Raw genomic sequence first — 25,694 nt, 5'->3', positions numbered from 1 at the left:
CCGACCGAGTCCGATTTCGGCTACTCGGCGTGCAGCGCGGGCATTATTGTCGCGCAATGGCGACAGGTTCGGTACATCGGCAGACGCTGCCACCGCATCTCGACTGGGACACTTGCGATCGCGCGCGCCTCGCGCGTGCGCGCGCATTCGACGGCCTGTTCTTTTCGGGTGTTCGCTCGACGCGGATCTACTGCCGGCCGGTCTGCCCGGTTCGCCCCGCGCGCTCGGAGAACGTCACCTTCTATCCGACCGCCGCCGCCGCCGAACGTGCCGGCTTTCGCCCGTGTCTGCGCTGCCGGCCGGAAACCGCGCCGGGGTCGCCGGCCTGGATGGGAACGGCGAGCACCGTTGCGCGCGGGATGCGCCTGATCAATGAAGGTTTCCTGGATCGTGCATCCATGGCGGAGCTTGCAGAAGCCCTTGGCGTCGGGCCGCGCCATCTGCTCCGCCTGTTCATGCGCCACGCCGGGGCGAGCCCGAGCGAGATCGCGGCGACGCGGCGCGTGCAGGAAGCCAAGCGCCTGATCGACCACACCAGCATGACATTGGCGGAGATCGCCTTCGCCGCAGGCTTCGGCAGCGTTCGCAGATTCAACGATGCCTTTGCCGCGACCTACAAGCGGCGACCGTCGTCGTTCCGACGGCCGCGATAGGCGCGCGGTGGGATCACCCGATCTGCTTCTCGCCGTGCCGCTCCGACAGCGTGAAGATCTCGACGCCGGTGGCGGTGACGCCGACCGAATGCTCGAACTGCGCCGACAGTGAGCGGTCGCGGGTCACGGCAGTCCAGCCGTCGGAGAGGATCTTCACATGCGGCTTGCCGAGATTGATCATCGGCTCGATGGTGAAGAACATGCCGGGCTTGAGCTGCACGCCTTCGCCGGGCCGGCCGATATGGATGATGTTCGGCTCGTCGTGGAACATGCGCCCGAGGCCATGGCCGCAGAAATCGCGCACCACGCTCATGGCCTGCGGCTCGACGAAACTCTGGATGGCGTGGCCGATGTCGCCGGTGGTGGCGCCGGGCTTCACCGCCGCGATGCCGCGCATCATCGCCTCATAGGTCACCTCGATCAGCCGCTCGGCCTTGCGCGCGATCGGGCCGACCGCATACATCCGGCTGGAATCGCCGTACCAGCCATCGACGATGAAGGTGACGTCGATATTGACGATGTCGCCCTCTTTCAGCGGACGGTCGCCCGGCATGCCGTGGCAGACCACGTGGTTGAGCGAGGTGCAGGTCGAATAGCGGTAGCCGCGATACATCAGCGTCGCCGGATAGGCATTGTTGCTGAAGGCGAAGTCGCGGACGAACTGGTCGATGCGCTCGGTCGGAACGCCGGGCCCGACGATGTCGGTGAGCTCGTCGAGGCACTTCGCCACCAGCGCGCCCGCCTTGCGCATGCCGGCAAAGGCGCTTGGCCCATGCAGCTTGATCTGTCCGGTCTTGCGCAGGGAGGTATCGGAGGCTTCGACGTAGCTCATGCGGGCGCAATCTTCTGAGGTGGGCTCGATATCGGCGGAAAGGCTTGATTTCGCGCCCCAATTTAATGATTGCGCGCCTTCATGCAAGTCAGGCCTGCCTGCCTTGCGCCCCTAAGCTGGCCTAATTCGGGACTTCCATGATGGTTTCCACCGGCAGGGCACCGCCGCGGACGCGGATTTCGCGGACCGGGTAGGGAACCCGGATACCCTCGCGCTTGAAGGCGTCCCACAGCGCCAGCATCACGTCGCTCTTGACGTTGTCCATGCCGTCGGGGTCGGCGATCCAGAAGGTCAGCGAGAACTTCATCCCGGCTTCGGCGAACTCGGTCAGGATGCAATTCGGCGGCTTGCCCTTCTGCGCGCGCGGATGCGCGGCCGCGGTCTCGGCGGCGAGCTTGCAGACCAGCCGTGGGTCCGCGTCGTAATTGGTGCCGAAGGCGATCTTCACCAGCGTGTTCTTGTCGGTGTAGGTCCAGTTGACGACCTTCTGCGTCACCAGATCCTCGTTCGGCACCAGGAATTCGCGGCCATCGCCGGCGGCGACGGAAATATAGCGCGTCTTCATCGCGCTGATCCGCCCGGTGTTGTCGCCGATGGTGACGAGATCGCCGGGCTTCACCGATTTGTCGGCGAGCAGGATGATCCCCGAGATGAAATTGGCGACGATCTTCTGCAGGCCGATGCCGATGCCGACGCCGACCGCGCCGGAGAACACCGCGAGCGCCGAGAGATCGATGCCGACCGTGCCGAGCGCGATCACGATCGCGACCGCAAGCAGGCCGATGCGGATGATCTTGACCAGCAGCACCTGTACCGACGGGGTCAGATCGGTGGTCGAGTTGATCCGGCTCTCGGCGAAATTGCTGGCGATGTTGGTGAGCCAGAGCGCGATGAGCAGCAGCGCGCCGGCCTTGATCACCAGCAGCGGTGTCAGCCGCAGCCCGCCGAGCACGATGGCGAAGGAATCGAGCAGGTCGACCGTCGCATCGAGCTGGCCGAGGATCGAGAGCGCCGCGACGAACCAGGCCGTGATCGACACCAGCTTGACGATGAAGGCGTTGCGCAGCACCGAGGTCACCAGCCGGACCGCGAGCCAGGCCAGGCCGAGCTTGGCGGCGACCATCAGCAGATAGGAGCGGCTCGGCCAGGTGGCGTGGTACATGACCACGCGCGAGATGATCACGAGCAGGGTGAACACCGCCGTCGAGGCGCTGGAGACCATCACCCGGGCGAAGTGCCGGAGCGGCAGCGGCCAGCGCATCGCCAGCGAGGTGATGTCGACCCGGCTGCGAACGGCGGCTTCGGCGGCATAGGCGATGCCGGCCGCGGCCAGAATGAGCCCGAACTGCAGGTAGAACCAGGGCGAGGAGATTTCGGCCCCGACGCTGCGCGCGGTGGTCTGCACGAACTCCATGAAGTCTTTGAGGTCCATGTCTATCGGTCTCGTCGGGGAGCGGGCGGGAGGCATTGATTCGAGCGCGCCGGAGAATCCCACAAAGGGCCCGGCCGGGCCACCGATACACCGCTAAGTAAAGCGCGTTAAGGCCGCAAAATGCGGGCAGATTGCCGCGAGCGGGAGAAAATGGGTTGGCGTGGGAGTCCGCCGACGATAAGGATGCAATTCCAGCGATTTCGTACCCGGAAGGTGGATGGCTTCCCTCGACACTGTCAGCCTCGCCATATTGCTCGGCGCCGTCCTGGTGTTGGCCGGGATCCTGTCAAGCCTGCTTGCGCTGCGCTTCGGCGCGCCCCTTCTGCTCGTCTTCCTCGCGATCGGCATGCTCGCGGGCGATTCCGGTCCCGGACAGCTGCAGTTCGACGACGTCCGAACCACCTATCTGGTCGGCTCGGTCGCGCTCGCACTGATCCTGTTCGATGGTGGCTTGCGGACCCGATTTGCCAGCATTCGCACCGTGCTCGCGCCTTCCATGGTGCTCGCGACCGTCGGCGTGCTGCTGACCGCACTGATCACGGCGCCGTTCGCTAAATACGCGCTCGACCTCAACTGGACGGAGTCGCTGCTGGTCGGCGCGGTGGTGGCCTCGACTGACGCGGCCGCAGTGTTCCTGCTGGTGCATACCCAGGGCCTGCGCCTGCGCCCGCGCGTCGGGGCGACGCTGGAGGTGGAATCCGGCACCAATGATCCCTTCGCGATCTTCCTGACCCTGATGCTGGTCGAATACATCTCGCTCGGAACGGGCACGGCCGTGCATGTGCTGATGGAGTTCGCCCAGGAGGCCGTGCTGGGCGCCGTCGTCGGGGTGATCGGCGGGCGTCTGGTGGTCATCGCGCTCAACAAGGTCGCGCTGCCGCAGGGCCTCCATGCGCCGTTTGTCACCACCGCCGCGCTCGTCATCTTCGGCGGCTCGCAGATCATGCACGCCTCGGGCTTCCTCGCGGTCTATCTCGCCGGTATTATCATCGGCAACCGGCCGACGCGTGCGCATAATTCGGTGGTGGCCTTCCTGGACGCCGCGACCTGGCTCGCGCAGATCGTGATGTTCGTGCTGCTCGGCCTGCTGGTCTCGCCGAGCCGGCTTGGCGGCAGCGTGCTGCCGGCGGTCGGGATCGCATTCGTCCTGATGCTGGTGGCGCGGCCGATCGCGGTGTTCGTGTGCCTGGCGCCGTTCCGCTTCAACTGGCGCGAAAAGATCTTCATCGCCTGGACCGGTCTGCGCGGCGCGGTCGCGATCTTCCTGGCCTCGATCCCGATGCTGGTCGGGCTGTCGAAGGCCTATCTCTATTTCGACGTCGCCTTCGTCGTCGTCATCATCTCGCTCCTGCTGCAAGGCTGGACGCTGGCGCCGGCCGCGCGCAAGCTGCACGTGGCGCTGCCGCGCGCCGAGCGTGGCCCGCGCCGTGTCGAATTGGATCTGCCCGGCCAGCTCGAGCAGCAGCTCGTCGGCTATCCGGTGCGGTCCAAGAGCCTGTATTTTCGCCGCGGCCTGATCCCGTCCTGGTCGAAGCCGACGCTGGTGATCCGCAACGAGAACATCTTGACGCCGATTGAAGCCGAGCCGATCGCGCCCGGCGATTACATCTATCTGCTGGCGCCCCCGGAAAAGGCCGAATCGCTCGACCGCTTCTTCGTCGACATGCAGCCGAGCTCGGCGCCGGACCCGCATCTGCTGGGCGACTTCATGGTCTCCGGCGAGCACACGCTCGCCGAGCTCGCGGAGATCTACGGCGTGAAGGTCGGCGGGGACGAGAGCGGGCACACGCTCGCTGATTATTTCGACGTCCATCTCGACCGCGCGCCGAAAGAGGGGGCGGAGCTCGTGCTGGATCCGATCGTGCTTGTGGCGCGCTCGATCTCCGGTGGCCGAGTCAACGTCGTCGGCCTGCGCCTGCCGGAAGATGAGGAAACCCCCGCCCCGCTGACGCGCATGCAGGTCCTGCGGCGCAAGCTCGCGGATTTGTGGAGCTCGGTGGCGGGGGTTTAACGCTACATCCGCGTCGGCGGTCATTGATGAAGCGCACGTCTGCTTCTTCGTCGTCCTGGCCTAGTGCGCAATTGCGCACGGGGGCCAGGACCCATAACCACCGCCAGCTGTTTCGCGAAGGCTGGTGGTGACGATCTGCCCCACCCGCTTCTCCCTAGGCTAATGGGTCCTGCCTTTCGCCAGGACGACGGCGGGGTCCGTGGCGACAGCGCGGGAACCGCCACCAAATCGCCGCAACCGCCGAAGATTTGCGCGTCTTCGTGACCGCCGCTCCCGGAACGCTCCGCGATGCCGCTCGTTCTTAGCGGCGTAAACGCAGCTGACAGGAGTAATCCATGCGAAAGCTCATCTTGCCGGCGATCGTTGCGATCGGCATCGGATCGGCCGCGCCCGCGATGGCCTATGACACCGGAGATCAGATCTCGATGCAGGTCGCGCTCGATGTCGCCACCGATATCGGCGTCATGACCGTCTCGCACACCGAGTTCCTAGGCGATGAATGGCAGATCGAAGGCCGTGATCGCGCCGGCCGCTGGATGGAGGTCGACGTGGACGCCCGAACGGGCGAGGTGCGCAACGTCGATCGCGGCTGGTAGTTGCGGTTCCCGGTAGCAGAGCGCGCCGCCGCAACGCGCGGCGACCGCGTCGCCTCGGTGCGGCTGTCGGGCGCCTTCCACGTTCATCTGGTGGAAGCGCTCGGCAATGCGGAGCTGTCGCACTTCCTCGCCGATCTGCTCAGCCGGTCCTCGGTGATGGTCTCGGTCTACGAGCCCGCCCCAACGTCGTCCTGGCGAAAGCCAGGACCCATTACCCCGGGGAGTAGTTTTGCGAACACCAGTTACGTTTTCTTCGCTGGTACGCACACCACCTGCCGCTGATAGATCACGCGGTATGGGTCCTGGCTTTCGCCAGGACGACGGCGGAGGGTGGGCCGGCGGCTTGCCTCATCCGTTGCCTGCTCAACCGCCCCTCACGTCAGCACCTTCACCCCGCCGAACGACGTCACGCGGCCGTGCTTCAGCATCACGATCTGCGTCGCGAGCTGGCGCAGCTCGGCGGCGTCGTGGCTGACATAGACCATGGGGACGTTGGCCTCGTCGCGCAGCCGCACCAGATAGGGCAGGATCTCCAGCTTGCGGCCCTCGTCGAGCGCGCCGAGCGGTTCGTCGAGCAGCAGCAGGCGCGGCCTCGACAGCAGCGCGCGGCCGAGCGCGACCCGCTGCCGCTCGCCGCCGGAGAGCTTTCCGGGACGGCGACCCTGCAGTGCGCCGATGTCGAGCAGCTCGATGACGCGCTTGTGCTGCGCCGGATCGGGCGCGAGGCGGTTCATCCGCCTGCCATAGTCGAGATTTTGCGCGACGTTGAGATGCGGAAACAGCCGCGCATCCTGAAACACATAGCCGATGCGACGGCGCCAGGTCGGGACATGAATGCCGGCCACGCTGTCGTCGACAGTCTCGCCGTCGATCACGATGGTGCCGCGGTCGGGCCGCAGCAGCCCCGCGATCATGTTGACCAGCGAGGTCTTGCCGGCGCCCGACGCTCCGAACAGGCCGATGACGCGGCCCTCGCTCGCGAAGGCGGCGGACAGCGAGAATTCGCCGAGCTGCTTTTCGATGTCGACACGCAGCATGGTCAATTCCCGTGCAGGCGCGCGGTGGCGCGGCGGGCGAACCATTCGGCGGCAATCAGCGCACCGAGCGCCAGCACGATCGAGACGATCACGAGCCGTCCCGCGGCGGCGTCGCCGTCCGGGGTCTGGATCAGCGAATAGATCGCGGACGAAATCGTTTGGGTCTCGCCGGGAATGTTGGAGACGAAGGTGATGGTGGCGCCGAATTCGCCGATCGCTTTGGCAAAGCCAAGCACCATGCCGGCGAGCACGCCGGGCAGCGCCAGCGGCAGCGTCACCGTGAAGAACACTTTGAAAGGAGTGGCGCCGAGCGTCTCGGCGGCCTGCTCGAGCCGGCGGTCGATCGCCTCGATCGACAATCGCATCGGACGCACCAGCAGCGGAAACGCCATCAGGCCGCAGGCAAACGCGGCACCGGTCCAGCGGAAGGCGAAGACGATGCCGAGATGGTCCGCCAGGAAGCCGCCGACGAGTCCGCGGCGGCCGAAAGTGAGCAGCAGCAGATATCCGGTGACGACGGGCGGCAGCACCAGCGGCAGATGCACCAGCGCATCGAGCACCGACTTGCCCCAGAACTCACGCCGCGCGAGCAGCCACGCCAGCGCAATGCCGAACGGCGTTGCCACCAGCGTTGCGATCACGGCGACCCTGAGCGAGAGCAGGATCGCCGTCCATTCGGCGGGAGAGATGTCGAGCATCAAATCGCAAAATTAAGTGGAGGGGCTGATCAGGAACTTGAAACCGTATTTTTCCAGAATGGTCTTGGCGGCGGTCGAGCGCAGGAAGGCGAGATAGTCGCTGGTCTCGCCCTTTGCCGTCGCGGTCGCAGCGACGGGATAGATGATCGCGGGATGCGAATCCGCCGGGAAGGTGCCGACGATCTTCACGCCGGGCTCGACCTTGGCATCGGTGGAATAGACGATGCCGAGATTGGCCTCGCCACGCGCGACCAGCGTCAGCGCGGCACGCACGCTCTCGGCCATGGCGAATTTCGGCTCCGCCGCCTGCCAGGCGCCGAGCTTTTCCAGCGCCGCCTTGGCATATTTCCCGACCGGCACCGACTTGACGTCGCCGGTCGCGATCCTGCCATCGCCGGCGAGTTTTGCGAGGTCGAAGCCCTGCGCGATGGCGACGTTGTCGAGTCTGGAATCCTTCGGCGCAATCAGCACGATGCTGTTGCCGAGCAGATTGACCCGGGTCGGCTCGTTGATGGTCTTCTTGGAGATCGCGTAGTCCATCCAGTCGGTGTCGGCGGAGGCGAACACATCGGCCGGCGCGCCCTGCTCGATCTGCCTGGCGAGCACGGAGCTTGCGGCATAGCTGACGCTGAACTTGACGCCGGTCCTCGCGGTGTAGGCCGCGTCGACCTCGTCGAGCGCGTTCTTCATCGAGGCTGCCGCGAACACGGTGATGGTCTTGTCCTCGGCGGCGGCAGGCGAAAGGCCCGCGCCCGCGAGGATCACGAAAGCGGTGAAGAGTCCGGCAATACGAATCATGGATGCGCTCCGTGCGAGATCGCGCGCGCAAGAAGCACGCGCAGATCCGGCGTTGGTGGGTCTGAGCGACGAGCGGAAGCGCTGTTCCACGGGTCCCGGCGGCGGCTTACGGCCGGCAGGGATATCGCTACTCTCGAAGATAGCAGGCCAGGGCCTCAGGTCAAAGGCGACTGTTTGGCTCATTGCGCCGGCAGGATGGCGATCGACAGCGAATTGTCTTTCGCGCCGCTGACCTGGAGCACGACGGGCTGGCCCGACAGCTCGTATTTCATGGTCTTGCGGATGCCGTCGCAATCGGTCGCGCCACTGAACGCCACGGGCTTGAGGGCATGCCCGTCCTGGACCAAATCGACCCACGCGCCCGAGGACAGGCTGACCGTGTAGAGCCCGGCCTTCGGGGCCTTGATGCCAGTGAAGCCGGCAAATGTGCCGTCCTTTGGCGCGCGCTCCGGAGGCGTCGGCAGTTTTGCCTCCGCGGACGCGACCAGCCCCAGCGTGATGGCCGACGACGGCAACGCGGCCTGCTCGCTTCCCGATGCCATCTTGACACCGTCGGGCGCGGTCAGCGCGGCGCGCTCGCGCTCGATCGACCATTTGAATTTGTCGCAGCCGCTGGGTTCTTCCGCCGCAAAGGTGGGCGCGATACCGAGCAACAGCAATCCAAGCAGCAGAGGGATGCGCATCTCAGTCCACCGCGATCATCACATCGGAGGACTTGATCACCACCGTGACCTGCCCCTTCGCCTTGATGCCGAGGTCGTCGACCGCCTCGTTGGTGATCGAGGAGGTCACGATCGTACCGTTGCCGATGTCGACACGGACGTGGGACGTCGTGGCGCCCTTCGTGACTTCGATGACCGTTCCCTTGATCTGGTTGCGTGCACTGATGCGCATGGGCTCTCACAATGGCTGGCGCGCGCGACGAAGCCGCACGCGTGAGGAGGGATTTGGTTGATGAGGGCGGGATTGCATCCCGGCAGGGCCGACCCGCTTACGGCAGGGCAGCGCCGCACTCTAACGCATTTGGAGATCCGAGGACTAGCCGCTGACGAAGTTGTTACAGCCTGACCGGCTACGGCTTCGCATTGCCCGCGTGCAGCACGGCCTTGCACGCCGCCGGCATCTGCGCCAGCGTCATCGGCGGTTTCGGCTTCGGTGGCTCCGGCGGGGGTTTGGGGTGCAGCACGCCGTCGCTGAACCAGTAGGCGAGATCGGACGGCTTGCAGCCTTCGTCCTCGGATTGCGACGGCTGGCCCTCGCAGTCGCTCGCGCCCGCCGGGCAGTGCATGCGGATGTGGAAGTGGTAGTCGTGGCCCCACCACGGCCGGATCTTCGACAGCCAGGAACGGTCGCCCTTGGCCTCGCGGCACAGCGCCTTCTTGATCGCGGCATTGACGAAGATGCGCTGCACCGCCGGCTCCTGCGCCGCGTCGCGCAGCACCAGCACATGCCCCGGCGTGAACACCTTCGGATCGATGTCGAGCCGGTCCGGCCGCACCATCATCACCGCCGACATGTCCTCGCGCTCTTCGCGCGAGAGCCGATGGTCGGGCATCGGCGTCAGCCAGATGTCGGCATCGAGGCCGATCTGGTGGCTGGCATGGCCGGACAGCGCCGGCCCGCCGCGCGGCTGGGCGATGTCGCCGACCAGGATGCCCGGCCATCCCGCGTCCTTGTGCGCCCTCGCCGCAAGCCGCTTGATCAGCGCGATCATCGCGGGGTGACCATAGCTGCGATTGCGCGATAACCGCATCACCTGCCAATTGTCGCCATTGAGCGGCATCTGCTCGGCGCCGCCGATGCAGCCCTTCACATAGGAGCCGATGACGTGCGCCGGTCCCTTCGACGGCAGCAGCTTTCGCGCGAACAGCTCCTTGGCACCAATACTCGGATCGTTCGGATTAGCGAGCGGCGGCAGCGGTTTTGGGTTGATGCTGCCCTTGTCCTGGGCCAGCGCGTCGCCGGCGGCCAGGAGCGTCATGACGAGCAGGAGAGGGGCGAGGCGGCGGGGACTCATGTTGACATTCTTATAGCCCAACACCGCGTCAGGGTTAAGGAACAGTCCAGCAGATGAAATCTCGTTCAAAAGTCGCAGTTCCGCAGAGTCGGACGGCCGATTCTTAACGAGGCGATAACCCTCTCATGCATTGACCAAAATTCGTGCGCGGGACGCGTGCTCACTCCCTTCTGCATGCAATCGCGCGCGATCGCGGAAATGATTCAAGGCAGCGCGCAATTTTGCGCCATCTCGTTCTCCGATGACGACAATGCGATGCGCCTGGAGCGCCCATCGCCACTGCCGCGCCTTGCAAACGGGCAATGAGGGCTGTTTTTTCGAGACTGCCAGACCGTGCGTCCCATCGCCATGCCACCCAAGATTACCTTTTTTTCAGACACTTGCCCCAAGAGTTGCGGTGGCTGGGCGCGACTGGGGCGAGTGAAGTTGAGTTTGGGGTTTCGAAAGCCAAAAAAGCGAAAGGGAAGCGTGCTTGGCAGGTCCGGCCTGCACCCGCGCAAGCCGCGCTTTGCGCGCGCCCATCATCCTCCGTCCGAACGCGACGAAGTTCTGCGCCGCCGTGCCGAGGCTGCGATCGCGGAAGCGCGCAAATCCCATGAGCGCCTGCGCCAGGCCATCGACATCCTGCCGCAGGGCATCGTGTTTCTCGATGCCGAGGGCCGCTATGTCCTCTGGAACAAGCAATACGCGGAGATCTACAGCAAGACCGCCGATCTGTTCGAGGAAGGCGCGCGCCTCGAGGACACGCTGCGCATCGGCGTCGCCCGCGGCGACTATCCCGAGGCTGCCGGCCATGAGGAAGAATGGATCGCGGAGCGGCTGCAAAAGCTCTATCAGCCCGGCTCGCGCCACGAGCAGAAGCTGGCGGACGGCCGCGTCATCCTGATTGACGAGCGGCTGACCGAGGACGGCGGCGTCGTCGGCCTGCGCGTCGACATCACCGAGTTGAAGCAGCGCGAGGCCTCGTTCCGGCTGCTGTTCGACGGCAATCCGGTCCCCATGATCGTCTGCGCGCTGGACGACGAGCGCATCCTCGGCGTCAACGATGCCGCGGTCGCCCATTACGGCTATAGCCGCGCCGAGTTCGAGCGGCTGACGATCCGTTCCCTTCAGGCTTTCGACAATGAGCCGCCCTGGACCGCCGCTTCGGCCGGTGAGGAGCAGGCCGGACGCACCTGGAAGCACGTCAAGGCCGATGGCGCCCTGATCGACCTTGCGATCTATTCCCGCGAACTGACCTATGCCGAGCGGCCCGCGGTGCTGCTCGCGCTGATGGACATCACCGAGCGCAAGCGCGCCGAGGCGCGGCTCGCCTTCATGGCCCAGCATGACGGGCTGACCGGTCTGCCGAACCGCAATCTGCTGCGCCAGCAGGTCGACGAGATGCTGCTGCATACGAGGCGCAGCACCGACAAGGTCGCCCTGCTGATGCTGGGGCTCGACAATTTCAAGGCGGTCAACGACACGCTGGGGCACGCGGTCGGCGACAAGCTGCTGCGCGGCGTCGCCAAGCGGCTGCGTTCGTCCTTGCGCGAGGACGACGCGCTGGCGCGGCTGAACTCGGACGAGTTCGCGATCGTGCAGAGCGGCCTGACGCGTCCCGAGGATGCGGTGCTGCTGGCCAAGCGCCTGCTCGAAGCCATCGCCGATCCCTATCTGCTCGACGGCCATTCCGTGGTGATAAGCGCCTCCATCGGCATCGCGATGGCGCCGGGCGACGGCGACGATTCCGAAAAGCTGCTCAAGAGCGCCGACATGGCGCTGTCGCGCGCGAAGCTGGATGCGCGCGGCTCGTTCGCGTTCTTCGAGGCGGCGCTCGATGCGAAAGCGCAGACCCGCCGCAAGATCGAGGTCGAGCTGCGCGACGCCATCCAGAACGACGTCCTGCGGCCGTATTACCAGCCGCTGATCGACCTCCAGAGCGGCCGCATTACCGGCTTCGAGGCGCTGGTGCGCTGGCCGCATGCCGAGCGCGGCATGGTTTCGCCGGCCGAGTTCATTCCGGTCGCGGAAGAAACCGGGCTGATCAATCCGCTCGGCGGCCTGATGCTGCGCCGGGCCTGTCACGACGCAGCGACCTGGCCGGACGACGTCCGCGTCGCCGTCAACCTGTCGCCGCTTCAGTTCCGCAGCGGCAATCTGCTTTCGGTGGTGACGGATGCGCTGAAGCATTCCGGCCTGCCGCCGCGGCGGCTCGAGCTCGAGATCACGGAAACGCTGCTGCTGGAAAAGAGCGCCCAGGTGCTGGCGGCGCTGCATGCGCTGCGCGCGCTCGGCGTGCGCATCTCGATGGACGATTTCGGCACCGGCTATTCCAGCCTGAGCTATCTGCGCAGCTTCCCCTTCGACAAGATCAAGATCGACCAGTCCTTCGTGCGCGATCTCGGCGCCAATCGCGAGGCCCAGGCGATCATCCGCTCCATCGTCAGCCTCGGCAAAGGCCTCGGCGTCACCATCACCGCCGAAGGCGTCGAGACCGAAGCCGAGCTGAGCTGCCTGCGTGCCGAAGGCTGCGACGAAGGCCAGGGCTTTCTGTTCAGCAAGGCCCGGCCGAATGCCGAGATCATCAGCCTGCTCGCCGCGCAGCGCGGCATCGACGGTGCCGAGGAAGACGCCGCGCTGGTGGCCTAGAGTTAGGATGCTGACCTGTTGTCTCGCGTCTCGACATGCCCAAACCTGGAAGCTCACCGACCGACAAGTGTTACGGCCTCTTGCTCCTCGGCAGGAGCGGTTTCATGGGACCGCACGAATACGAACCGGGATGCCGCGGGGATCTGTGCCTCGGCACTGCCATCCTGGCCGATGAGGATGAGTCCCGCGCCGCCATTGGCTACATTCAAGATGACGGGCGCGCCCTGCCAGGTCCCGATTGGCTCCATTCCGATGATGAGAAACTCGCCGATCGGCTGGTCGAAATATTGAAGCCTCAGTTGTGGTCCGACTTCTGCAGCCGCCAGGCCGAAACCCAATTGTTTGGCGCGCGCATAGATCTCCGCCAGCAACGCCGTGTCGGTCCGAAAGCCCAGTTCGGCTGCCGACACCGTGAAAAGCTCTACACTCGTTTTCGTGGCGCTAACGGTAAACGTTGGCCGCGCCAGAATTTCGCCGGCCGAGTTTCCGATGCCACAACCTGCCGCATCCAAAGCGTTACTGAGGGCGAAGAAGTTTGCAAACGTCCCGATCCTGATCGTCTTCCACGCGGGGAGATCGACGGCGGATTTGATTGGGACTTGCGGCCGATCAGACGGCGCCTGCTTGAGCTTCAGCTGATTCCGCAGGACGTCTCGCGCCGAGCATTGCGCCACGGCTTCGCTCGCAAACAGGAGCGTGCATGCGGTGCAGAGGGTGGCAACAATGAGCATGCCACCATGGTGCCATCCCGGCGCATGACCCTGAATGGCATGGCAACTGACTTTCCTGCCAGCTGTTCGGCCCATAACGGACCTCTCTTGCGCAAATGCAGCGCGCTAAAAACAATTCGGAATTATCGCTTCCATATGGTCGGCGCGGTCACGGCGGAAAAGCCGTCGTCCTGTAGCTATGGAAATTAGTCGGAGAAAATTCACCAAGGTTCAGCGACGAAGACGCCGGATGGCGAACTCAATATAGGTCAGCGTGCGTGCACTTTCGCAACTGGTTGACGTCAGCGGTCCCCTGAAAGGATCATCTTACCGACATCCTCGTAATGGGTGTCGCGCGCCTGGATCTGCTGGGCGATGGCGTGCATGTCGCGAAAGCGGCGCTCGAACGGATTGCTGCGGAATACGGCGGTCGCGCCGGCCATGTGATAGGCGGTGTCGACCACCTTGGCCGACTGGTGAATGGTCCAGGTCGCGGCGAGGCGAACCGAGCTCCGATGCGCCGCGCTGAACGCGCCGGTCGCGCAGAGATCGCGCCACATCGCGCTTGCGGTCGCATAGAGATAGGCGCGCGCGGCCCGCAGGTCGCCCTCGGTGCGGCCGATCAGGCCCTGGACCGCCGGGTTGTCGTGCATGGCGCTGGCCGCCAGCGACTGATGCTTGCCGCGCGCCAGCGCGATCGCGGCATCCAGCGTGGCGCGCGCCACGCCGAGCGACACCGCGGCAAAGCCGAGGCTGAAGGTCGAGCCGGTGCCGATCCTGTAAAGTGGACCCTGCTCGCGTAGCGCGGACGGCACGTCACGAAACGCGGTGAAGCGCTCGGGGACGAACAGGTCGGCGACCTCGTAGGAATCGGTGCCGGTGCCGGCGAGCCCGATCGCCTGCCAGACGTCGTGCAGCACGGCGCTGGCGACCGGAAACAGGATGGTGCGCACCTCCGCCGAGCCGTCGGCATTTTTCCGCGGCGTGCCGTCGGCGCCGACGATGCGGACATGCGCCCCGAGCCAGCTCGCCTGCCGCGAGCCCGAGGCAAAATCCCAGCGCGCCGTGACGCGATAGCCGCCCTCGACGATGCGCGCCTCATGCGCGATTGCGCCCCAGGCGAGGATGCCCGGCGCCGTGTTGAAGATCTCCTGCGCGGTGTCGTGGTCGAGCGAGGCCGCGATCATCGCGCAGACCGCGCATTGACCAAGGCACCAGGCGGTGGAGGCATCGGCCTTGGCGATCTCCTCAAGCATCTGCATGAAGGCTTCCGGCGGCGCTTCGACCCCGCCAAGACTCTGCGGCAGCAGCGCGCGATAGAGCCCGTTCTCGATCAGCGCGTCGACGACGGCCGGCGTCAGCCGCCGCGTCCGCTCGATATCGTCAGCCTCGCCCGCGATGAGCGGCGCGATGGCGCGGGCGCGTTCGCCCAGATCGACGCCGGAAATAGTGTTCATTCGCGTTTCCTCGCCCCTTCTGCCGTGAGCGGTAAGTGGTGCGATGGTGGTCTATCTGGCAGGGAGGATCAAGCTGTCGCGCAATTTCGCGCGCACGCGGATGACATCACAGCGCGGGCAAGCCCGGCGGCGGCTTGCGAGCGTTGCTTGCTTGCTCGAAGGCATACGCCAGACGCAGCAGCTTGTGCTCGCTCCAGGCGCGCCCTGCGAAGGTGACGCCGAGCGGATAATCAGGCGTGTCTTTGCCGTCGAACGTTCCCGAGATGAAGCCGCCGGGCACCATGACGCTGGGATAGCCCGCCTTGGCGGCGATCGCCGCGCCAGTTGCGCCTGGGAATAGCACGGCGTCGAGCTCGTGCCGGTTCATGTAGGCGTCCATACCGTGCGTCTTGGCGGAGAGCAGATCCATGGCACGTGCAGATTTGTACACACGTTCGCTCAAGTCGCCTCTGGTCAGGTCGGCGGCGAGGAAGAAGTCCTGGCCGAAGCGCAGCGCCTTTCCCGCGTTCGCGTTGTTGAAGGCCACGACGTCGGCAATGGTCTTGATGTCAGTATTGGTGGCCCAGTCCCTCAGATAGAGATTAAGATCACTCTTCAACTCGTAAAGGAAGACGACCGGCGGCCGCACGACCGTGCCTTTTTGGCTGCTTAGGGGATTGCAATTGAGCACCGCCATAGTTGTGCCCGGCCCACCGATCCAGCCGAGCGTCGGCATGTTGGCGCGCACGATGACGGCGCCGAGATCTTCCAGCGTCTTGATCGTTTCGGTCATCAGCTTGAACCTGTCGGGCAGCAGCTTGCCGTAATAGCAATCGTTCAGCGGGTCAGCGGGGTCGCTCGGCACGCCGATGCGCGCGCCCTTAACGGCGTCCGACGCGAGGCCGGCGGTGTAGTCGGCCGGGCGCCGCTGCGCTTGCGTCACTGGGTCGAGCGGGTCCTTGGCAGCCAGCACATTCAGCAGCATCGCCGCATCGCGCACCGTGCGCGTCATAGGCCCGGCGGTGTCCTGGCTGTGCGCGAGCGGCAGGATGCCGGCACGGCTGATCAGCCCGACCGTCGGCTTCACGGTGACCAGTCCGTTCAGGCTGGCAGGAAACAGCAGCGAGCCCGAGGTTTCGGTACCGATCGAGGCCGCGCACAGTCCGGCTGCCACCGCGACGGCCGAACCCGAGCTTGAGCCCCCTGGGGTCAGAACCGGGATGCCGCGCTCGTCCATCAGGCCTGGTGCGTAGGGGTTCTTCACCTGCCCGCCCAGCGATGAATAGCCCGAGGGCATGTCGATCGCGAGCATGTTGGCGAACTCCGTCAGGTTCGCCTTGCCCAGGAGCACCGCGCCGGCGCTCCGCAGCAGCTTGACGATGGTGGCATCATCCCTGGCGTGCGCGCCCTCGAGCGCCAGCGAGCCCGCCGTGGTCGGCTGTTCGTCGCCGGTCGCGATATTGTCCTTCAGCAGGATCGGTACGCCCGCCAGCGGCCGCTGGACCGACGGCCTCGTGCCGTCGAGCGTGCCCGCGAGCGCATCGGGATTGAGCGCGCGGACCGAGTTGAGTTTAGGCCCATCGCAGTCATAGACCGCGATGCGGGCAAGATAGAATTCGGCCAGTGCCCTCGCGGTGATCCGCCCGCCGGCCAGGGCATCGACGATGTCGCTCATCGGCGCGTGCGCGAGCATCTGCATGGTCGGTGCAGACGGCGTCCGTTCAGTCAGGCCAGCTCCAGGAAGCTCGGACATGCGCGTTTCCTCGCCCATTCTGCCGTGAGCGGTCAATCGCGCGATGGTGATCTATTTGCAGAGGAGGATCAAGGTGGTGTGGCGTCAATCCGGCAATCACTACGTGAAGTGCGGAATCGGAGATGATAGCGCAAGCTCGAAGAGCTCACGCCGGCCCTAAGAAACTATTGGTGCTGCTCGGACATTATCGTTGTCCAGAAGAGCATGATACTGTTCCGAAACAGGCAGCGATTTTGACCTCCAACCGGCAGCGGCAAATGTCCTCGTCTGATGCTCCGATGAAACGCGGTGACGCAGCCCGCCGAGGGCGGAGACAGACGAAGACCCTACTGCTGATTTTAGCCATCGGATTTCTCGTTTTCGGTGCCGCTGCGGGTACATTGTATTACGCGCTGCGGCCGATAACTCTTCGGATTGCCGTCGGACCGCCGGGAAGCAACGATCACAAAGTGATCGAGGCGATGACCGAGGCCTTTGTCAACGAGAGCAGGACCGTGAGGCTGTCTCCGATCACGACCGCCGGAGCGGCCGAAGCTCTCGCTCTGCTCGGTGCCGGCAAGGTCGACCTTGCGGTGGGTCGCGGCGATCTGGAAATGCCCGCCGACGCGCAAACAGTCGTCATCTTACGCAAGAACTTCGTCGTGCTGTGGTCTTCTTCGGGACCGGCGGGCAAGGGCTCCAAGCGAAAGCCGGCGGCGAAAATCAAGGAGGTCGCCGATCTCGCGGGACACAAGGTGGGGGTGATCGGCGCGACCCCGGCGAACGCCGCGTTGCTGAGGGTGATCCTGAGCGCCGCCGGTGTGGAGCCGGACAAGGTCACGGTCACTCAATTCGGCACGGGCCAGTTCGAGGAGCTGGCGCGGGACCCGAGCCTCGACGCCTTCATGGCGGTCGGTCCGCTCGACAGCAAGATAACCGCCGACGCGATTGCCGCGACCGCCCGGACGCGGGGCGAGCCGAAATTTCTCGCGATCGACGCATCGGAAGCCATCGCCCTAAAGCATCCTCGTTATGAATCGGAGGAAATTCCGCCAAGCATTTTCAATGCGAATCCAGCCCGGCCGGATGACAAGGTGGAGACCGTCAGTGTCAGCCATTTGATCGTCGCACAGAAAGCCTTGTCCGAGACGACAGTGTCAGCCTTTTACCGACAGCAATTCGCCCTCCGCCAGTCAATTGCCAGGCAGGTGCCTGGCGCTGCGCAAATCACCAAGCCGGACACCGAGAAGGAAGCCGAGCTGCCGGTTCACCGGGGAGCGGCGGCGGTGATCGACGGGACCGAGCGCACCTTCCTCGACAGGTACGGCGACTATTTCTGGTTTGCGCTCCTGCTTCTCTCCGGCATTGGCTCGGCCGGCGCCTGGTTGCGTCAATATCTGAATCGGGACGAAAGGGACGAGAACACCAGCCATCGCAACAGGATTCTGGCCCTGGTTTCCAAGGTGCGCACCGCGGAGTTCGACCACGAACTGCTGGCCATGCAGCAGGAGGTCGACGCGATCATCGAGGAAACGCTCGGCTGCTACGATGACGGCGCCATCGAGGAGGAGGAGCTGGCAGCCTTCGGCCTGGTGCTCGAACTGTTCGATCATGCCCTCAGCGAGAGGCGCGCAGCGTTGCAAACCCCTCCTTCGAACGTGCTCGCTGCGCGGCGCTAGGCGATACTGGCTTTGGTATCTTGAGCTTCGCTCAATCGATAGCGCGCCGCCCTCAATCCAATGCCGCGTAGAAGGTCTCAGCGGTGACTGAGAAAGCTCGTCGGATGGGTTGAGCGGAAGCGAAACCCATCAAACTTCTAGACTGCGCTCGTCGAGCGATGGGTTTCGCAAGAGCTCAACCCATCCTGCTCCAGCCGGCGCGCCGGGTTCGCTCCGTGAAAAGCGCAATGACCCCTCGCTATTGCAGTCCCAGACCGCTGCAGTACCACGCCATGTCTTCGTGTCTCCGGCCGCGCTTGACGCCTGATTCCTTGCATTCATTGTAGGACTTAAAGTTTGCTCCGTTTCGGCAGCCTGACGGGTAGCTCCCGAAGCCGCCACCCGAGGTGGAACATGCGACCGGGCTGGCTGCCGTGGTCGGGGCGGCCGTGGCTTTGGGAGCTGCGTTCGCTGATGTGATCGACAAAATGATCAAGCCCCCTAACGCTAAAACCGAAGCTTTCATTGCCTTCTCCTGATCGCAGGGATGCGTCGTGCTATCCCAGGATGTGTTGTAGCAGAAGATGCAACCGAGATGAAGGAACACTGTGCTGCGCGCGCTTTCTGGTTGTGCCATTCAACAGCAAACCCCCACTGCGTCGGTTCCTTCGGAGGAACGGTCATCAGCTCCAGGCGTTTGAGGTAGCGAAAGGACACTTGCATGACCGAGAAATTCGATCCGGCGCCGCCGGACAAGAACGCGGAAGATCTCAAGCATGGCATCCGACGCGACAAGGCCAAGGACGACGAGTTGGACAAGGGCTTGAAGGATAGTTTCCCGGCGTCGGACCCGGTGAGCAGCACCCAGGCGTCCAAGGCAACACCGGACGCATGAAGGAGGGACAGACTATGGGCCTCGCAGCCTATGATGTTGTTGGCAGGGACGGTGCCTGGCACGTCGACCACGATGGCGGAATCCGGAACACTTACCAGACCAAGGAAGCCGCCTTCGAGGCGGCTGTTGCGGCGGCATCGCTCGCCATGCGGCAGGGTCACTCCGTCCGACTGACGGTGCCGGAGAGCGAGAACGCCGTCGGCGCGGAAAATTCGGGCGGATGACCCTCGAGGAAATCCCCGTTCTACACGGCCGCCAGCAAATGAGCTGGCGCAAACGGCTTGCGCAAAAAGGTCGTGTTGGGCGGCAGCGGCGCCATCATTGTCCCGGACATCAGCACGATGTTCAGCCCCGGATGGGCACTGCGAGCGTACTCTGCGAGCTCGAGCCCGGTCATTCTCCCTGCGAGGTTGTGATCGGTGATGAGCGCCCGCAGCTCCGTGCCCGTCGACGCCACGATAAGCTCCGCCGCTTCTGCGGTGGCACATTCGACGACTTCGAACCCTTCGTCCTTGAGGAGGTCGGATAGAACTTCGCGCTGGAGCGAGTCATCCTCGACCAGCAGCATGACGAAATTCGACATGCGGTCATTCCCAACTTATCGGATGTTAATGCGCATCCCGGAAGATTGTTTGGTTGTGATGTCTTCGTTCGCAGCGACCTGCGCACGGCATGATCAGTCGAACATGTTGCATTCTCCTTGAGGCTTCGACGGAGGCGCCGAAGCGGGGATCGGACAGGAGTGGCAATGGCAATCGTCTTCATCACGGGCAGCACGGACGGTCTGGGCCGCGCAGCTGCCCAGTCTCTCCTCGAACAGGGCCACCAAATCGTCCTGCACGCACGATCGGCGGAACGTGCGGCGGCAATCTCCGAGCTTGACTCGCATTCCGCACGGGTCGTGATCGGCGATCTCAAGAGCGCCGCCCAGACGAGGCATGTGGCAGATCAGGTCAACGCGATCGGACGAATGGACGCGGTCATCCACAACGCCGGCGTCTATACCGAGCGCAGCCGCGGCCCGACGCCCGAAGGCCACGCCACCACCCTGGCGGTCAACACGCTCGCGCCCTATTTGCTCACCGCCCTGATGAAACGCCCCGATCGGCTGGTGTATCTCAGCAGCGGACTACATCGTGGCGGAGAGGGATCGCTAGGCGATCTCGACTGGACGAGGCGAACCTGGGATCCGGCCAAGGCGTACGCCGAGAGCAAGCTGCACATGGTCGCACTGACCTTTGCCTTGGCGCGGCGTTGGCCGCAGGTGCTGAGCAACGCCGTCGATCCCGGCTGGGTACGCACCAAAATGGGCGGTGCCGGAGCGCCGGTCGGCGTGGCCACCGGACAACGGACGCAGACCTGGCTGGCCGTGAGCGATGATCCCGCCGCCCTGGTCAGCGGTCGTTACTGGCATGACCTCCGGCAACAAGAGCCGGCCCACGAAGCGACCGATCCCGATTTTCAGGAGCGGCTTCTGGACAAGCTGGGCGAGTTCACAGGGGTGACGTTGCCTCCGGCGTAGAAGCAATTCGCCTGATGCTCGTAGGATGGGTAGAGCGCAAGCGAAACCCATCAAACTTCCAGACAGCGCTCGTCGGCCGATGGGTTTCGCAAGAGCTCAACCCATCCTACGAGCTGATCGGGCGTTGGTCCAAATGACCGGAATGTGCACCGATGCCTCGTCGAGCCGGTGTTCTTCCAATCGCACCGAAGACCTCGCGTGAGGTCCGTCAGACGTCCGCTATCGGAAACACTTCCAGCTTGGCTGCTGATTTTTCCAGCAACGAGGCCTGACCTGTCCGCCGAGGGTCATTCCGATAGTTTTGAAAGTCCTCATCGGATGCGAAGCTGACGATGTGCATCTCGATGCTGCCATCCGGAGTTCGAAGCCGACGGTCCAGACGTCCGTTGAACTCGGGCAATAGCGGCAGAACCGCGCCCTTGTAGGCTCGAAAGTTCGCGATACCCTCTGCCGGTATTCGGGCCACGAGCACGACTGGTTTGCTTTGATGGGACATCGCCGCCTGCCGACCGCACCGCTGCCATGATGCCGTCATGCTCCTGTTTTGCCCGACGAGTCAAACAGGATTCGTAAAATCGGAAGTTGGAAAAACCTTGTGCCAACAACGTGCCGGCTACTGTGCATGGGGTTGTTTTCGCGTTTTTTGTTATCCGGCCCCAAACATCCCTACCGGACCTGTGTTGTTTCGCTCGAGCCGGGCTAGGCCTTCGCCTCAGCTATCCACCTTCAGCGCGGCGATGAAGGCTTCCTGCGGGATGTCGACCTTGCCGAACTGCCGCATCTTCTTCTTGCCTTCCTTCTGCTTCTCCAGAAGTTTGCGCTTACGCGTGATGTCGCCGCCGTAGCACTTTGCGGTGACGTCCTTGCGCAGCGCACGCACCGTCTCGCGGGCGATCACCTTGCCGCCGATCGCCGCCTGGATCGGGATCTGGAACATGTGCGGCGGGATCAAATCCTTCATCTTCTCGACCATGGCGCGGCCGCGCCCCTCCGCGCGGGTGCGGTGGACCAGCATCGAGAGCGCGTCGACCGGCTCGTTGTTGACGAGGATCTGCATCTTCACCAGATCGGCCGGCTTGTAGTCGGTGAGATGATAGTCGAACGAGGCGTAGCCTTTGGAGACCGACTTCAGGCGGTCGTAGAAGTCGAACACGACCTCGTTGAGCGGCAGATCGTATTTCACCATGGCGCGGGAGCCGACGTAGGTCAGCTCCTTCTGCACGCCGCGGCGGTCCTGGCACAGCTTGAGCACGCTGCCGAGATATTCGTCGGGCGTGAGGATCGTGGCCTCGATCCAGGGCTCCTGGATCTCCGCGATCTTGACCACATCAGGCATGTCGACAGGATTGTGGATCGAGATTTCCTGCCCGTCGGTCAGGCTCATCTTGTAGATCACGCTCGGCGCGGTCGCGATCAGGTTGAGATCGAATTCGCGCGACAGACGCTCCTGGATGATCTCCAGGTGCAACAGCCCGAGGAAGCCGCAGCGGAAGCCGAAGCCGAGTGCGGCCGAGGTCTCCATCTCGTAGGAGAAGCTGGCATCGTTGAGGCGCAGCTTGCCCATCGCCGCGCGCAAGGTCTCGAAGTCGTCGGCGTCGGCGGGGAACAAGCCGCAGAACACCACGGGAATGGCCGGCTTGAAGCCCGCCAGCATCTCGGTGACAGGCTTCTTGTCGTCGGTGATGGTGTCGCCGACGCGGGTGTCGGCCACTTCCTTGATCGCGGCGGTGATGAAGCCGATCTCGCCGGGGCCGAGCTCGTCGACCTGCGTCATCTTCGGGGTGAAGAAGCCGACGCGCTCGATGTCATAGGCCGCACCCGTGCCCATCATGCGGACGCGGCTGCCCTTCTTCATGACGCCGTCGACGACGCGGATCAGCACCACCACGCCGAGATAGACGTCGTACCAGCTGTCGACCAGCAGCGCCTTCAGCGTCGCTTCGCGGTCGCCCTTCGGCGGCGGCAGGCGGGTGACGATCGCCTCCAGCACGTCGGGCACGCCGAGACCGGTCTTGGCCGAGATCATCACGGACTCGGAGGCGTCGATGCCGATGACGTCCTCGATCTGTTGCTTGACCTTCTCGGGCTCTGCGGCGGGGAGGTCGACCTTGTTCAGGACCGGAACGATCTCATGCCCCGCATCGAGCGCGTGGTAGACGTTGGCGAGCGTCTGCGCCTCGACGCCCTGGCTGGCGTCGACCACCAGCAGGGAACCCTCGCAGGCCGCCAACGACCGCGAGACTTCGTAGGCGAAGTCGACATGGCCGGGCGTGTCCATCAGGTTGAAGATGTAATCCTTGCCGTCCTTGGCGCGGTAGGCGAGGCGCACCGTCTGCGCCTTGATCGTGATGCCGCGCTCACGCTCGATGTCCATGGAATCGAGCACCTGCTCCTTGCCCGCCATTTCGCGGTCGGTGAGGCCGCCGGTCATCTGAATCAGGCGGTCGGCCAGCGTCGATTTGCCATGGTCGATATGGGCGACGATGGAGAAATTGCGGATGTTGGAAATGGGGACGGTCGTCATGGGCGCGGGATACCACTCACATCCCCGTGCGGCAACCATATTGCTGTAATTTCAGGGCCTTTGTTCACGCCAAGCTGATTCCACGACAGCCCGAAACGCGCTACGCAACGCCTGATGTCCAGGCCCATGTCGACGACCTCGATCCCGTCTGCCCGAGCGCGCGCGAAGACCCGGGTGAGCTATGCCCGCTTTCGGGCCTGGCTGGTTGCCAGCGCGACCCGCCCCGAGGCGCGCCTGTGGCTGGTGATCCAGCTCGCCATCCTGCATGCGGTGCTCTGGACCTTCATCCTGATTAATCTCAAGGCCGCGCAGGACGTTCACATGGACGTCGCGGAAGCCTGGGGCTGGGGCCAGAAATTCCTCTGGGGCTACGGCAAGCACCCGCCGCTGTCCGGCTGGGTCGCCGGCCTCTGGTTCACATTGTTCCCGCCGACGGACTGGGCGACCTATGCGCTGGCGATGACGACCGTCAGCACCGGTATGGTGATCTGCTGGCTCATCGCGCTACGCGTCGTGGATGCGCGGCGCGCGTTCCTGGTCGTGGTGATGGTCGCGCTCTACCCGATCTTCAATTTCAAGGGTTTCAAGTACAATCCCGATCTGCTCCAGCTCGTCACCTTGCCGCTCCTCGTGCTCGCTTATCTCAATGCGTTCGAGAAGCGGAGCTGGCAATCCGGGATCTTGCTCGGCCTTGCCGGCGCGCTGGCGCTGATGACCAAATACTGGGTGCTGACCATGATCGGCGCCATCGGGCTCGCCGCGCTGATCCATCCGGAGCGGATGAGATTCCTGTCGTCGCCGGCGCCATGGGTTGCGATCGCGTCGATGGTGGTGGCGATGATCCCGCACATCGTCTGGCTGGCGGACGCGCATTTCGTGCCGCTGACCTATGCGGGCGATACTTACAGCCTCGAGGACAGCGGCCAGGTGCATCAGCTGGTGGCCGGCTATGCCCTGCATAATGTCGCGCTGCTGGCATTGCCGGTGGCGCTGGCTGCACTGGCGATGGCGCTGGTGCCGCCTTGGTTCAGGCTGCTCCTGCGTGCGCCCTTGCGCATCGTCACGCGGGCCTGGGCGCGCGGCGCGAATGTGAGCGTGAACCCTTCGCAGGCGCGCAACGTCTGGATTATCCAGATCATCGTCGCGGTCGGCCCGGCGCTCGGCGCGCTGGCCTTCAGCATCTACATGAAGACCGATTGGGGCATCTCGCTGTTCTTTCTGGTGCCGCTCTCGCTGGTCGCGATCCCGGCGTTGCGGGTGCAGAGTGCGGCGCTGTTCAACATTGTCGCGATCTGGCTCGTGCTCAGCGTTGCCACGCTCATTGCCTCGCCGTGGATCGCCGCGCGCGAGATGGCGGCCAATGCCGGCAACACGGCGACTTATGGCGCGCGCTCGGATCTCGCACGCGAGCTGACGCAGGCCTGGCACGCGCGCTTCGCCTCGCGCTGGGCGGTCGTCGCCGGCACCATGGAGTCGATCCAGCCGATGGTGTTCTACAGCCCGGATCATCCGGCCGCGTTCACGCCGCTCGAAGCCTGGGGGTCCGGGTTGATTTCGCCCGATGACGTCAAGCGATACGGCTTCATCGGCGTGTTCGACCCGGCCGACGGCCGCCTGCCGGCGTTCGAGAAATGGGTGTCCGAAGTTGCGCCAAACGCCGAGCGCATCGTCATGACGACGCGCCGTTTCACCCACGGCAAGGCCGGTCCGTCGATGAGCTGGAACATCTACATCGCGCCGCCGGGGAAATGATCGAGGCGGAGCCGCCTAAATCCCTTCCTCGTTGAATTTGCTTTCAACGAGTTCGGTGATCGCCGCGAGCGCGGCTTCGGCATCGTCGCCGGAAGCGGCGACCGTGATGGTGGTGCCGGGACCGGCGGCGAGCATCATCAGGCCCATGATCGAGGTGCCGCCGACGGTTTCGCCGCCGCGCGTCACCCAGACCTGCGCGTTGAAGCGCTCGACGGCCTGGACGAACTTGGCGGAGGCCCGCGCGTGCAGGCCGCGCTTGTTGATGATCAGGAGGTCCTTGGAGATCGCGCCCGCGGGCACGCCCGTCCCGGCTTGCGGCGCCTCGTCGCTCATTTGCCGGCGAGGACGCGGCTGGCGATGGTGACGTATTTGCGGCCGGCTTCCTGGGCCATCGCGATCGCATCGGGGAGCGGACGCTCCTCGCGCACCTTGGCGAGCTTCACCAGCATGGGAAGGTTGATGCCCGCGAGCACTTCGACCTTCGGCCGGCTCATGCAGGATATTGCCAAATTGGACGGCGTGCCGCCGAACATGTCGGTGAGGATCGCGACGCCGTCGCCGGAATCGACGCGGTTAACCGCCTCGATAATGTCGCTTCGACAGAGATCGGAATCATCTTCGGCGCCGATCGTGATCGCTTCGATTTGCTTTTGTGGGCCCATGACATGTTCAAGCGCTGCCTTGAATTCGTCGGCAAGGCGCCCGTGGGTCACAAGTACTAGACCAATCATCGGAAAACTCCTCGCGGGCGCTTTTGGTG

General features: G+C 64.6%; 25 protein-coding genes and 1 pseudogene. 10 read left to right on the top strand and 16 right to left on the bottom strand.

Features of this window, described 5'->3' with window-relative positions; translation table 11 throughout:
• The first annotated feature begins 56 nt into the window (after positions 1-56).
• Positions 57-653: a bifunctional transcriptional activator/DNA repair enzyme AdaA gene (locus ABIB80_RS02110; protein WP_354126989.1), complete on the top strand. Its 597-nt coding sequence runs from the start codon at positions 57-59 to the stop codon at positions 651-653.
• Positions 654-666: 13 nt separating this feature from the next.
• On the opposite strand, the gene map is transcribed toward ABIB80_RS02110, so the two are convergent.
• Together map and ABIB80_RS02100 are read right to left on the bottom strand one after the other, a co-directional pair.
• On the bottom strand, positions 667-1,485 hold the full coding sequence (map, locus tag ABIB80_RS02105) for a type I methionyl aminopeptidase (RefSeq protein ID WP_007597786.1): 819 nt from the start codon (positions 1,483-1,485) through the stop codon (positions 667-669).
• A gap of 121 nt (positions 1,486-1,606) precedes the next feature.
• Positions 1,607-2,923 (bottom strand): mechanosensitive ion channel family protein, encoded by a 1,317-nt coding sequence (locus ABIB80_RS02100; RefSeq protein WP_219679179.1) that lies wholly within the window; start codon positions 2,921-2,923, stop codon positions 1,607-1,609.
• 211 nt (positions 2,924-3,134) lie between these two features.
• On the opposite strand from ABIB80_RS02100, the gene ABIB80_RS02095 reads away from it, so the two are divergent.
• The 3 genes and pseudogenes from ABIB80_RS02095 to ABIB80_RS02085 form a co-directional block, all read left to right on the top strand.
• Positions 3,135-4,928 (top strand): potassium/proton antiporter, encoded by a 1,794-nt coding sequence (locus ABIB80_RS02095; RefSeq protein WP_354126988.1) that lies wholly within the window; start codon positions 3,135-3,137, stop codon positions 4,926-4,928.
• Between the two features lie 335 nt (positions 4,929-5,263).
• Positions 5,264-5,524 (top strand): PepSY domain-containing protein, encoded by a 261-nt coding sequence (locus tag ABIB80_RS02090; protein WP_007597783.1) that lies wholly within the window; start codon positions 5,264-5,266, stop codon positions 5,522-5,524.
• An 18-nt stretch (positions 5,525-5,542) separates the two neighbouring features.
• Positions 5,543-5,713 (top strand): annotated as a pseudogene (locus ABIB80_RS02085) (GntR family transcriptional regulator); the annotation flags it as partial.
• A gap of 185 nt (positions 5,714-5,898) precedes the next feature.
• Here ABIB80_RS02085 and modC read toward each other — a convergent pair.
• From modC to mepA, 6 genes are all read right to left on the bottom strand, one after another.
• A complete protein-coding gene (gene modC, locus ABIB80_RS02080; protein ID WP_219679129.1) occupies positions 5,899-6,561 on the bottom strand; it encodes a molybdenum ABC transporter ATP-binding protein in 663 nt (220 codons plus the stop codon).
• Between the two features lie 2 nt (positions 6,562-6,563).
• Positions 6,564-7,259 carry a molybdate ABC transporter permease subunit gene (modB, locus tag ABIB80_RS02075; protein ID WP_354126987.1) on the bottom strand — a complete coding sequence of 232 codons (696 nt, stop codon included), beginning with the start codon at positions 7,257-7,259 and terminating at the stop codon, positions 6,564-6,566.
• A gap of 12 nt (positions 7,260-7,271) precedes the next feature.
• Positions 7,272-8,057, bottom strand: coding sequence for a molybdate ABC transporter substrate-binding protein (gene modA / locus ABIB80_RS02070; protein WP_354126986.1), 786 nt, complete (start codon positions 8,055-8,057; stop codon positions 7,272-7,274).
• A gap of 179 nt (positions 8,058-8,236) precedes the next feature.
• Positions 8,237-8,740 (bottom strand): hypothetical protein, encoded by a 504-nt coding sequence (locus tag ABIB80_RS02065; protein ID WP_219679134.1) that lies wholly within the window; start codon positions 8,738-8,740, stop codon positions 8,237-8,239.
• Position 8,741: 1 nt separating this feature from the next.
• Positions 8,742-8,951, bottom strand: a complete 210-nt coding sequence (locus ABIB80_RS02060; RefSeq protein ID WP_354126985.1) for a TOBE domain-containing protein — start codon at positions 8,949-8,951, stop codon at positions 8,742-8,744.
• A 178-nt stretch (positions 8,952-9,129) separates the two neighbouring features.
• Positions 9,130-10,074 (bottom strand): penicillin-insensitive murein endopeptidase, encoded by a 945-nt coding sequence (gene mepA / locus ABIB80_RS02055; protein ID WP_219679136.1) that lies wholly within the window; start codon positions 10,072-10,074, stop codon positions 9,130-9,132.
• 468 nt (positions 10,075-10,542) lie between these two features.
• Here mepA and ABIB80_RS02050 point away from each other — a divergent pair, with 468 nt between their 5' ends.
• Complete coding sequence (locus tag ABIB80_RS02050) at positions 10,543-12,705, top strand: putative bifunctional diguanylate cyclase/phosphodiesterase (RefSeq protein WP_354126984.1); 2,163 nt, start codon at positions 10,543-10,545, stop codon at positions 12,703-12,705.
• A 53-nt stretch (positions 12,706-12,758) separates the two neighbouring features.
• Here ABIB80_RS02050 and ABIB80_RS02045 read toward each other — a convergent pair whose 3' ends face one another.
• From ABIB80_RS02045 to ABIB80_RS02035, 3 genes are all read right to left on the bottom strand, one after another.
• Positions 12,759-13,511: a hypothetical protein gene (locus ABIB80_RS02045; protein ID WP_354126983.1), complete on the bottom strand. Its 753-nt coding sequence runs from the start codon at positions 13,509-13,511 to the stop codon at positions 12,759-12,761.
• Positions 13,512-13,717: 206 nt separating this feature from the next.
• On the bottom strand, positions 13,718-14,872 hold the full coding sequence (locus tag ABIB80_RS02040; protein WP_354126982.1) for an acyl-CoA dehydrogenase family protein: 1,155 nt from the start codon (positions 14,870-14,872) through the stop codon (positions 13,718-13,720).
• 106 nt (positions 14,873-14,978) lie between these two features.
• A complete protein-coding gene (locus tag ABIB80_RS02035) occupies positions 14,979-16,604 on the bottom strand; it encodes an amidase family protein (protein ID WP_354126981.1) in 1,626 nt (541 codons plus the stop codon).
• Between the two features lie 278 nt (positions 16,605-16,882).
• Here ABIB80_RS02035 and ABIB80_RS02030 point away from each other — a divergent pair, with 278 nt between their 5' ends.
• The 3 genes from ABIB80_RS02030 to ABIB80_RS02020 all read left to right on the top strand — a co-directional run bounded on the left by ABIB80_RS02030 (position 16,883) and on the right by ABIB80_RS02020 (position 19,360).
• Positions 16,883-18,262, top strand: a complete 1,380-nt coding sequence (locus ABIB80_RS02030; protein WP_354126980.1) for a TAXI family TRAP transporter solute-binding subunit — start codon at positions 16,883-16,885, stop codon at positions 18,260-18,262.
• Positions 18,263-18,962: 700 nt separating this feature from the next.
• Entirely contained in the window at positions 18,963-19,136 is a 174-nt protein-coding gene (locus ABIB80_RS02025; RefSeq protein WP_007597767.1) for a hypothetical protein, read from the top strand.
• A 14-nt stretch (positions 19,137-19,150) separates the two neighbouring features.
• On the top strand, positions 19,151-19,360 hold the full coding sequence (locus ABIB80_RS02020) for a hypothetical protein (RefSeq protein ID WP_007597765.1): 210 nt from the start codon (positions 19,151-19,153) through the stop codon (positions 19,358-19,360).
• 20 nt (positions 19,361-19,380) lie between these two features.
• Here the strand turns inward: ABIB80_RS02020 and ABIB80_RS02015 are convergent, their stop codons facing one another.
• Positions 19,381-19,719 carry a response regulator gene (locus ABIB80_RS02015; RefSeq protein WP_354126979.1) on the bottom strand — a complete coding sequence of 113 codons (339 nt, stop codon included), beginning with the start codon at positions 19,717-19,719 and terminating at the stop codon, positions 19,381-19,383.
• A 165-nt stretch (positions 19,720-19,884) separates the two neighbouring features.
• Between ABIB80_RS02015 and ABIB80_RS02010 the strand changes: the two genes are divergently transcribed.
• Positions 19,885-20,658: an SDR family NAD(P)-dependent oxidoreductase gene (locus tag ABIB80_RS02010; protein ID WP_354126978.1), complete on the top strand. Its 774-nt coding sequence runs from the start codon at positions 19,885-19,887 to the stop codon at positions 20,656-20,658.
• 208 nt (positions 20,659-20,866) lie between these two features.
• Here ABIB80_RS02010 and ABIB80_RS02005 read toward each other — a convergent pair whose 3' ends face one another.
• Entirely contained in the window at positions 20,867-21,154 is a 288-nt protein-coding gene (locus ABIB80_RS02005; protein ID WP_354126977.1) for a hypothetical protein, read from the bottom strand.
• Between the two features lie 216 nt (positions 21,155-21,370).
• Positions 21,371-23,182 (bottom strand): translation elongation factor 4, encoded by a 1,812-nt coding sequence (gene lepA, locus ABIB80_RS02000; RefSeq protein ID WP_007597755.1) that lies wholly within the window; start codon positions 23,180-23,182, stop codon positions 21,371-21,373.
• A gap of 126 nt (positions 23,183-23,308) precedes the next feature.
• On the opposite strand from lepA, the gene ABIB80_RS01995 reads away from it, so the two are divergent.
• Positions 23,309-24,934: a glycosyltransferase family 39 protein gene (locus tag ABIB80_RS01995; protein ID WP_354127108.1), complete on the top strand. Its 1,626-nt coding sequence runs from the start codon at positions 23,309-23,311 to the stop codon at positions 24,932-24,934.
• Between the two features lie 15 nt (positions 24,935-24,949).
• Here the strand turns inward: ABIB80_RS01995 and ABIB80_RS01990 are convergent, their stop codons facing one another.
• A complete protein-coding gene (locus tag ABIB80_RS01990) occupies positions 24,950-25,267 on the bottom strand; it encodes an HPr family phosphocarrier protein (protein WP_007597753.1) in 318 nt (105 codons plus the stop codon).
• Positions 25,264-25,665 carry a PTS sugar transporter subunit IIA gene (locus ABIB80_RS01985; protein ID WP_007597752.1) on the bottom strand — a complete coding sequence of 134 codons (402 nt, stop codon included), beginning with the start codon at positions 25,663-25,665 and terminating at the stop codon, positions 25,264-25,266. The genes ABIB80_RS01990 and ABIB80_RS01985 overlap by 4 nt, the downstream gene beginning before the upstream one ends.
• Between the last annotated feature and the right edge of the window lie 29 nt (positions 25,666-25,694).

It is taken from the genome of Bradyrhizobium sp. i1.15.2 (genome assembly GCF_040548425.1).
GTDB classification, from domain to species: Bacteria; Pseudomonadota; Alphaproteobacteria; order Rhizobiales; family Xanthobacteraceae; genus Bradyrhizobium; species Bradyrhizobium canariense.
The sequence above is the reverse complement of the archived record's forward strand: the minus strand, read 5'-3'. Positions and strand labels throughout refer to the sequence as shown.

What these genes read in the sequence shown, in the direction of transcription:
- ABIB80_RS02110 (WP_354126989.1), top strand. Translation starts at nt 57, where the DNA reads ATGGCGACAGGTTCGGTACATCGGCAGACGCTGCCACCGCATCTCGAC.
- modA (WP_354126986.1), bottom strand. Translation starts at nt 8,057, where the DNA reads ATGATTCGTATTGCCGGACTCTTCACCGCTTTCGTGATCCTCGCGGGC.
- ABIB80_RS02010 (WP_354126978.1), top strand. Translation starts at nt 19,885, where the DNA reads ATGGCAATCGTCTTCATCACGGGCAGCACGGACGGTCTGGGCCGCGCA.
- ABIB80_RS02030 (WP_354126980.1), top strand. Translation starts at nt 16,883, where the DNA reads ATGAAACGCGGTGACGCAGCCCGCCGAGGGCGGAGACAGACGAAGACC.
- mepA (WP_219679136.1), bottom strand. Translation starts at nt 10,074, where the DNA reads ATGAGTCCCCGCCGCCTCGCCCCTCTCCTGCTCGTCATGACGCTCCTG.
- ABIB80_RS02060 (WP_354126985.1), bottom strand. Translation starts at nt 8,951, where the DNA reads ATGCGCATCAGTGCACGCAACCAGATCAAGGGAACGGTCATCGAAGTC.
- ABIB80_RS02035 (WP_354126981.1), bottom strand. Translation starts at nt 16,604, where the DNA reads ATGTCCGAGCTTCCTGGAGCTGGCCTGACTGAACGGACGCCGTCTGCA.
- ABIB80_RS02005 (WP_354126977.1), bottom strand. Translation starts at nt 21,154, where the DNA reads ATGTCCCATCAAAGCAAACCAGTCGTGCTCGTGGCCCGAATACCGGCA.
- ABIB80_RS02045 (WP_354126983.1), bottom strand. Translation starts at nt 13,511, where the DNA reads ATGGGCCGAACAGCTGGCAGGAAAGTCAGTTGCCATGCCATTCAGGGT.
- ABIB80_RS02090 (WP_007597783.1), top strand. Translation starts at nt 5,264, where the DNA reads ATGCGAAAGCTCATCTTGCCGGCGATCGTTGCGATCGGCATCGGATCG.
- modC (WP_219679129.1), bottom strand. Translation starts at nt 6,561, where the DNA reads ATGCTGCGTGTCGACATCGAAAAGCAGCTCGGCGAATTCTCGCTGTCC.
- ABIB80_RS02025 (WP_007597767.1), top strand. Translation starts at nt 18,963, where the DNA reads ATGACCGAGAAATTCGATCCGGCGCCGCCGGACAAGAACGCGGAAGAT.
- ABIB80_RS02040 (WP_354126982.1), bottom strand. Translation starts at nt 14,872, where the DNA reads ATGAACACTATTTCCGGCGTCGATCTGGGCGAACGCGCCCGCGCCATC.
- ABIB80_RS02015 (WP_354126979.1), bottom strand. Translation starts at nt 19,719, where the DNA reads ATGTCGAATTTCGTCATGCTGCTGGTCGAGGATGACTCGCTCCAGCGC.
- ABIB80_RS02020 (WP_007597765.1), top strand. Translation starts at nt 19,151, where the DNA reads ATGGGCCTCGCAGCCTATGATGTTGTTGGCAGGGACGGTGCCTGGCAC.
- map (WP_007597786.1), bottom strand. Translation starts at nt 1,485, where the DNA reads ATGAGCTACGTCGAAGCCTCCGATACCTCCCTGCGCAAGACCGGACAG.
- ABIB80_RS01995 (WP_354127108.1), top strand. Translation starts at nt 23,309, where the DNA reads ATGTCGACGACCTCGATCCCGTCTGCCCGAGCGCGCGCGAAGACCCGG.
- ABIB80_RS02095 (WP_354126988.1), top strand. Translation starts at nt 3,135, where the DNA reads ATGGCTTCCCTCGACACTGTCAGCCTCGCCATATTGCTCGGCGCCGTC.
- modB (WP_354126987.1), bottom strand. Translation starts at nt 7,259, where the DNA reads ATGCTCGACATCTCTCCCGCCGAATGGACGGCGATCCTGCTCTCGCTC.
- ABIB80_RS01990 (WP_007597753.1), bottom strand. Translation starts at nt 25,267, where the DNA reads ATGAGCGACGAGGCGCCGCAAGCCGGGACGGGCGTGCCCGCGGGCGCG.
- ABIB80_RS02065 (WP_219679134.1), bottom strand. Translation starts at nt 8,740, where the DNA reads ATGCGCATCCCTCTGCTGCTTGGATTGCTGTTGCTCGGTATCGCGCCC.
- ABIB80_RS01985 (WP_007597752.1), bottom strand. Translation starts at nt 25,665, where the DNA reads ATGATTGGTCTAGTACTTGTGACCCACGGGCGCCTTGCCGACGAATTC.
- lepA (WP_007597755.1), bottom strand. Translation starts at nt 23,182, where the DNA reads ATGACGACCGTCCCCATTTCCAACATCCGCAATTTCTCCATCGTCGCC.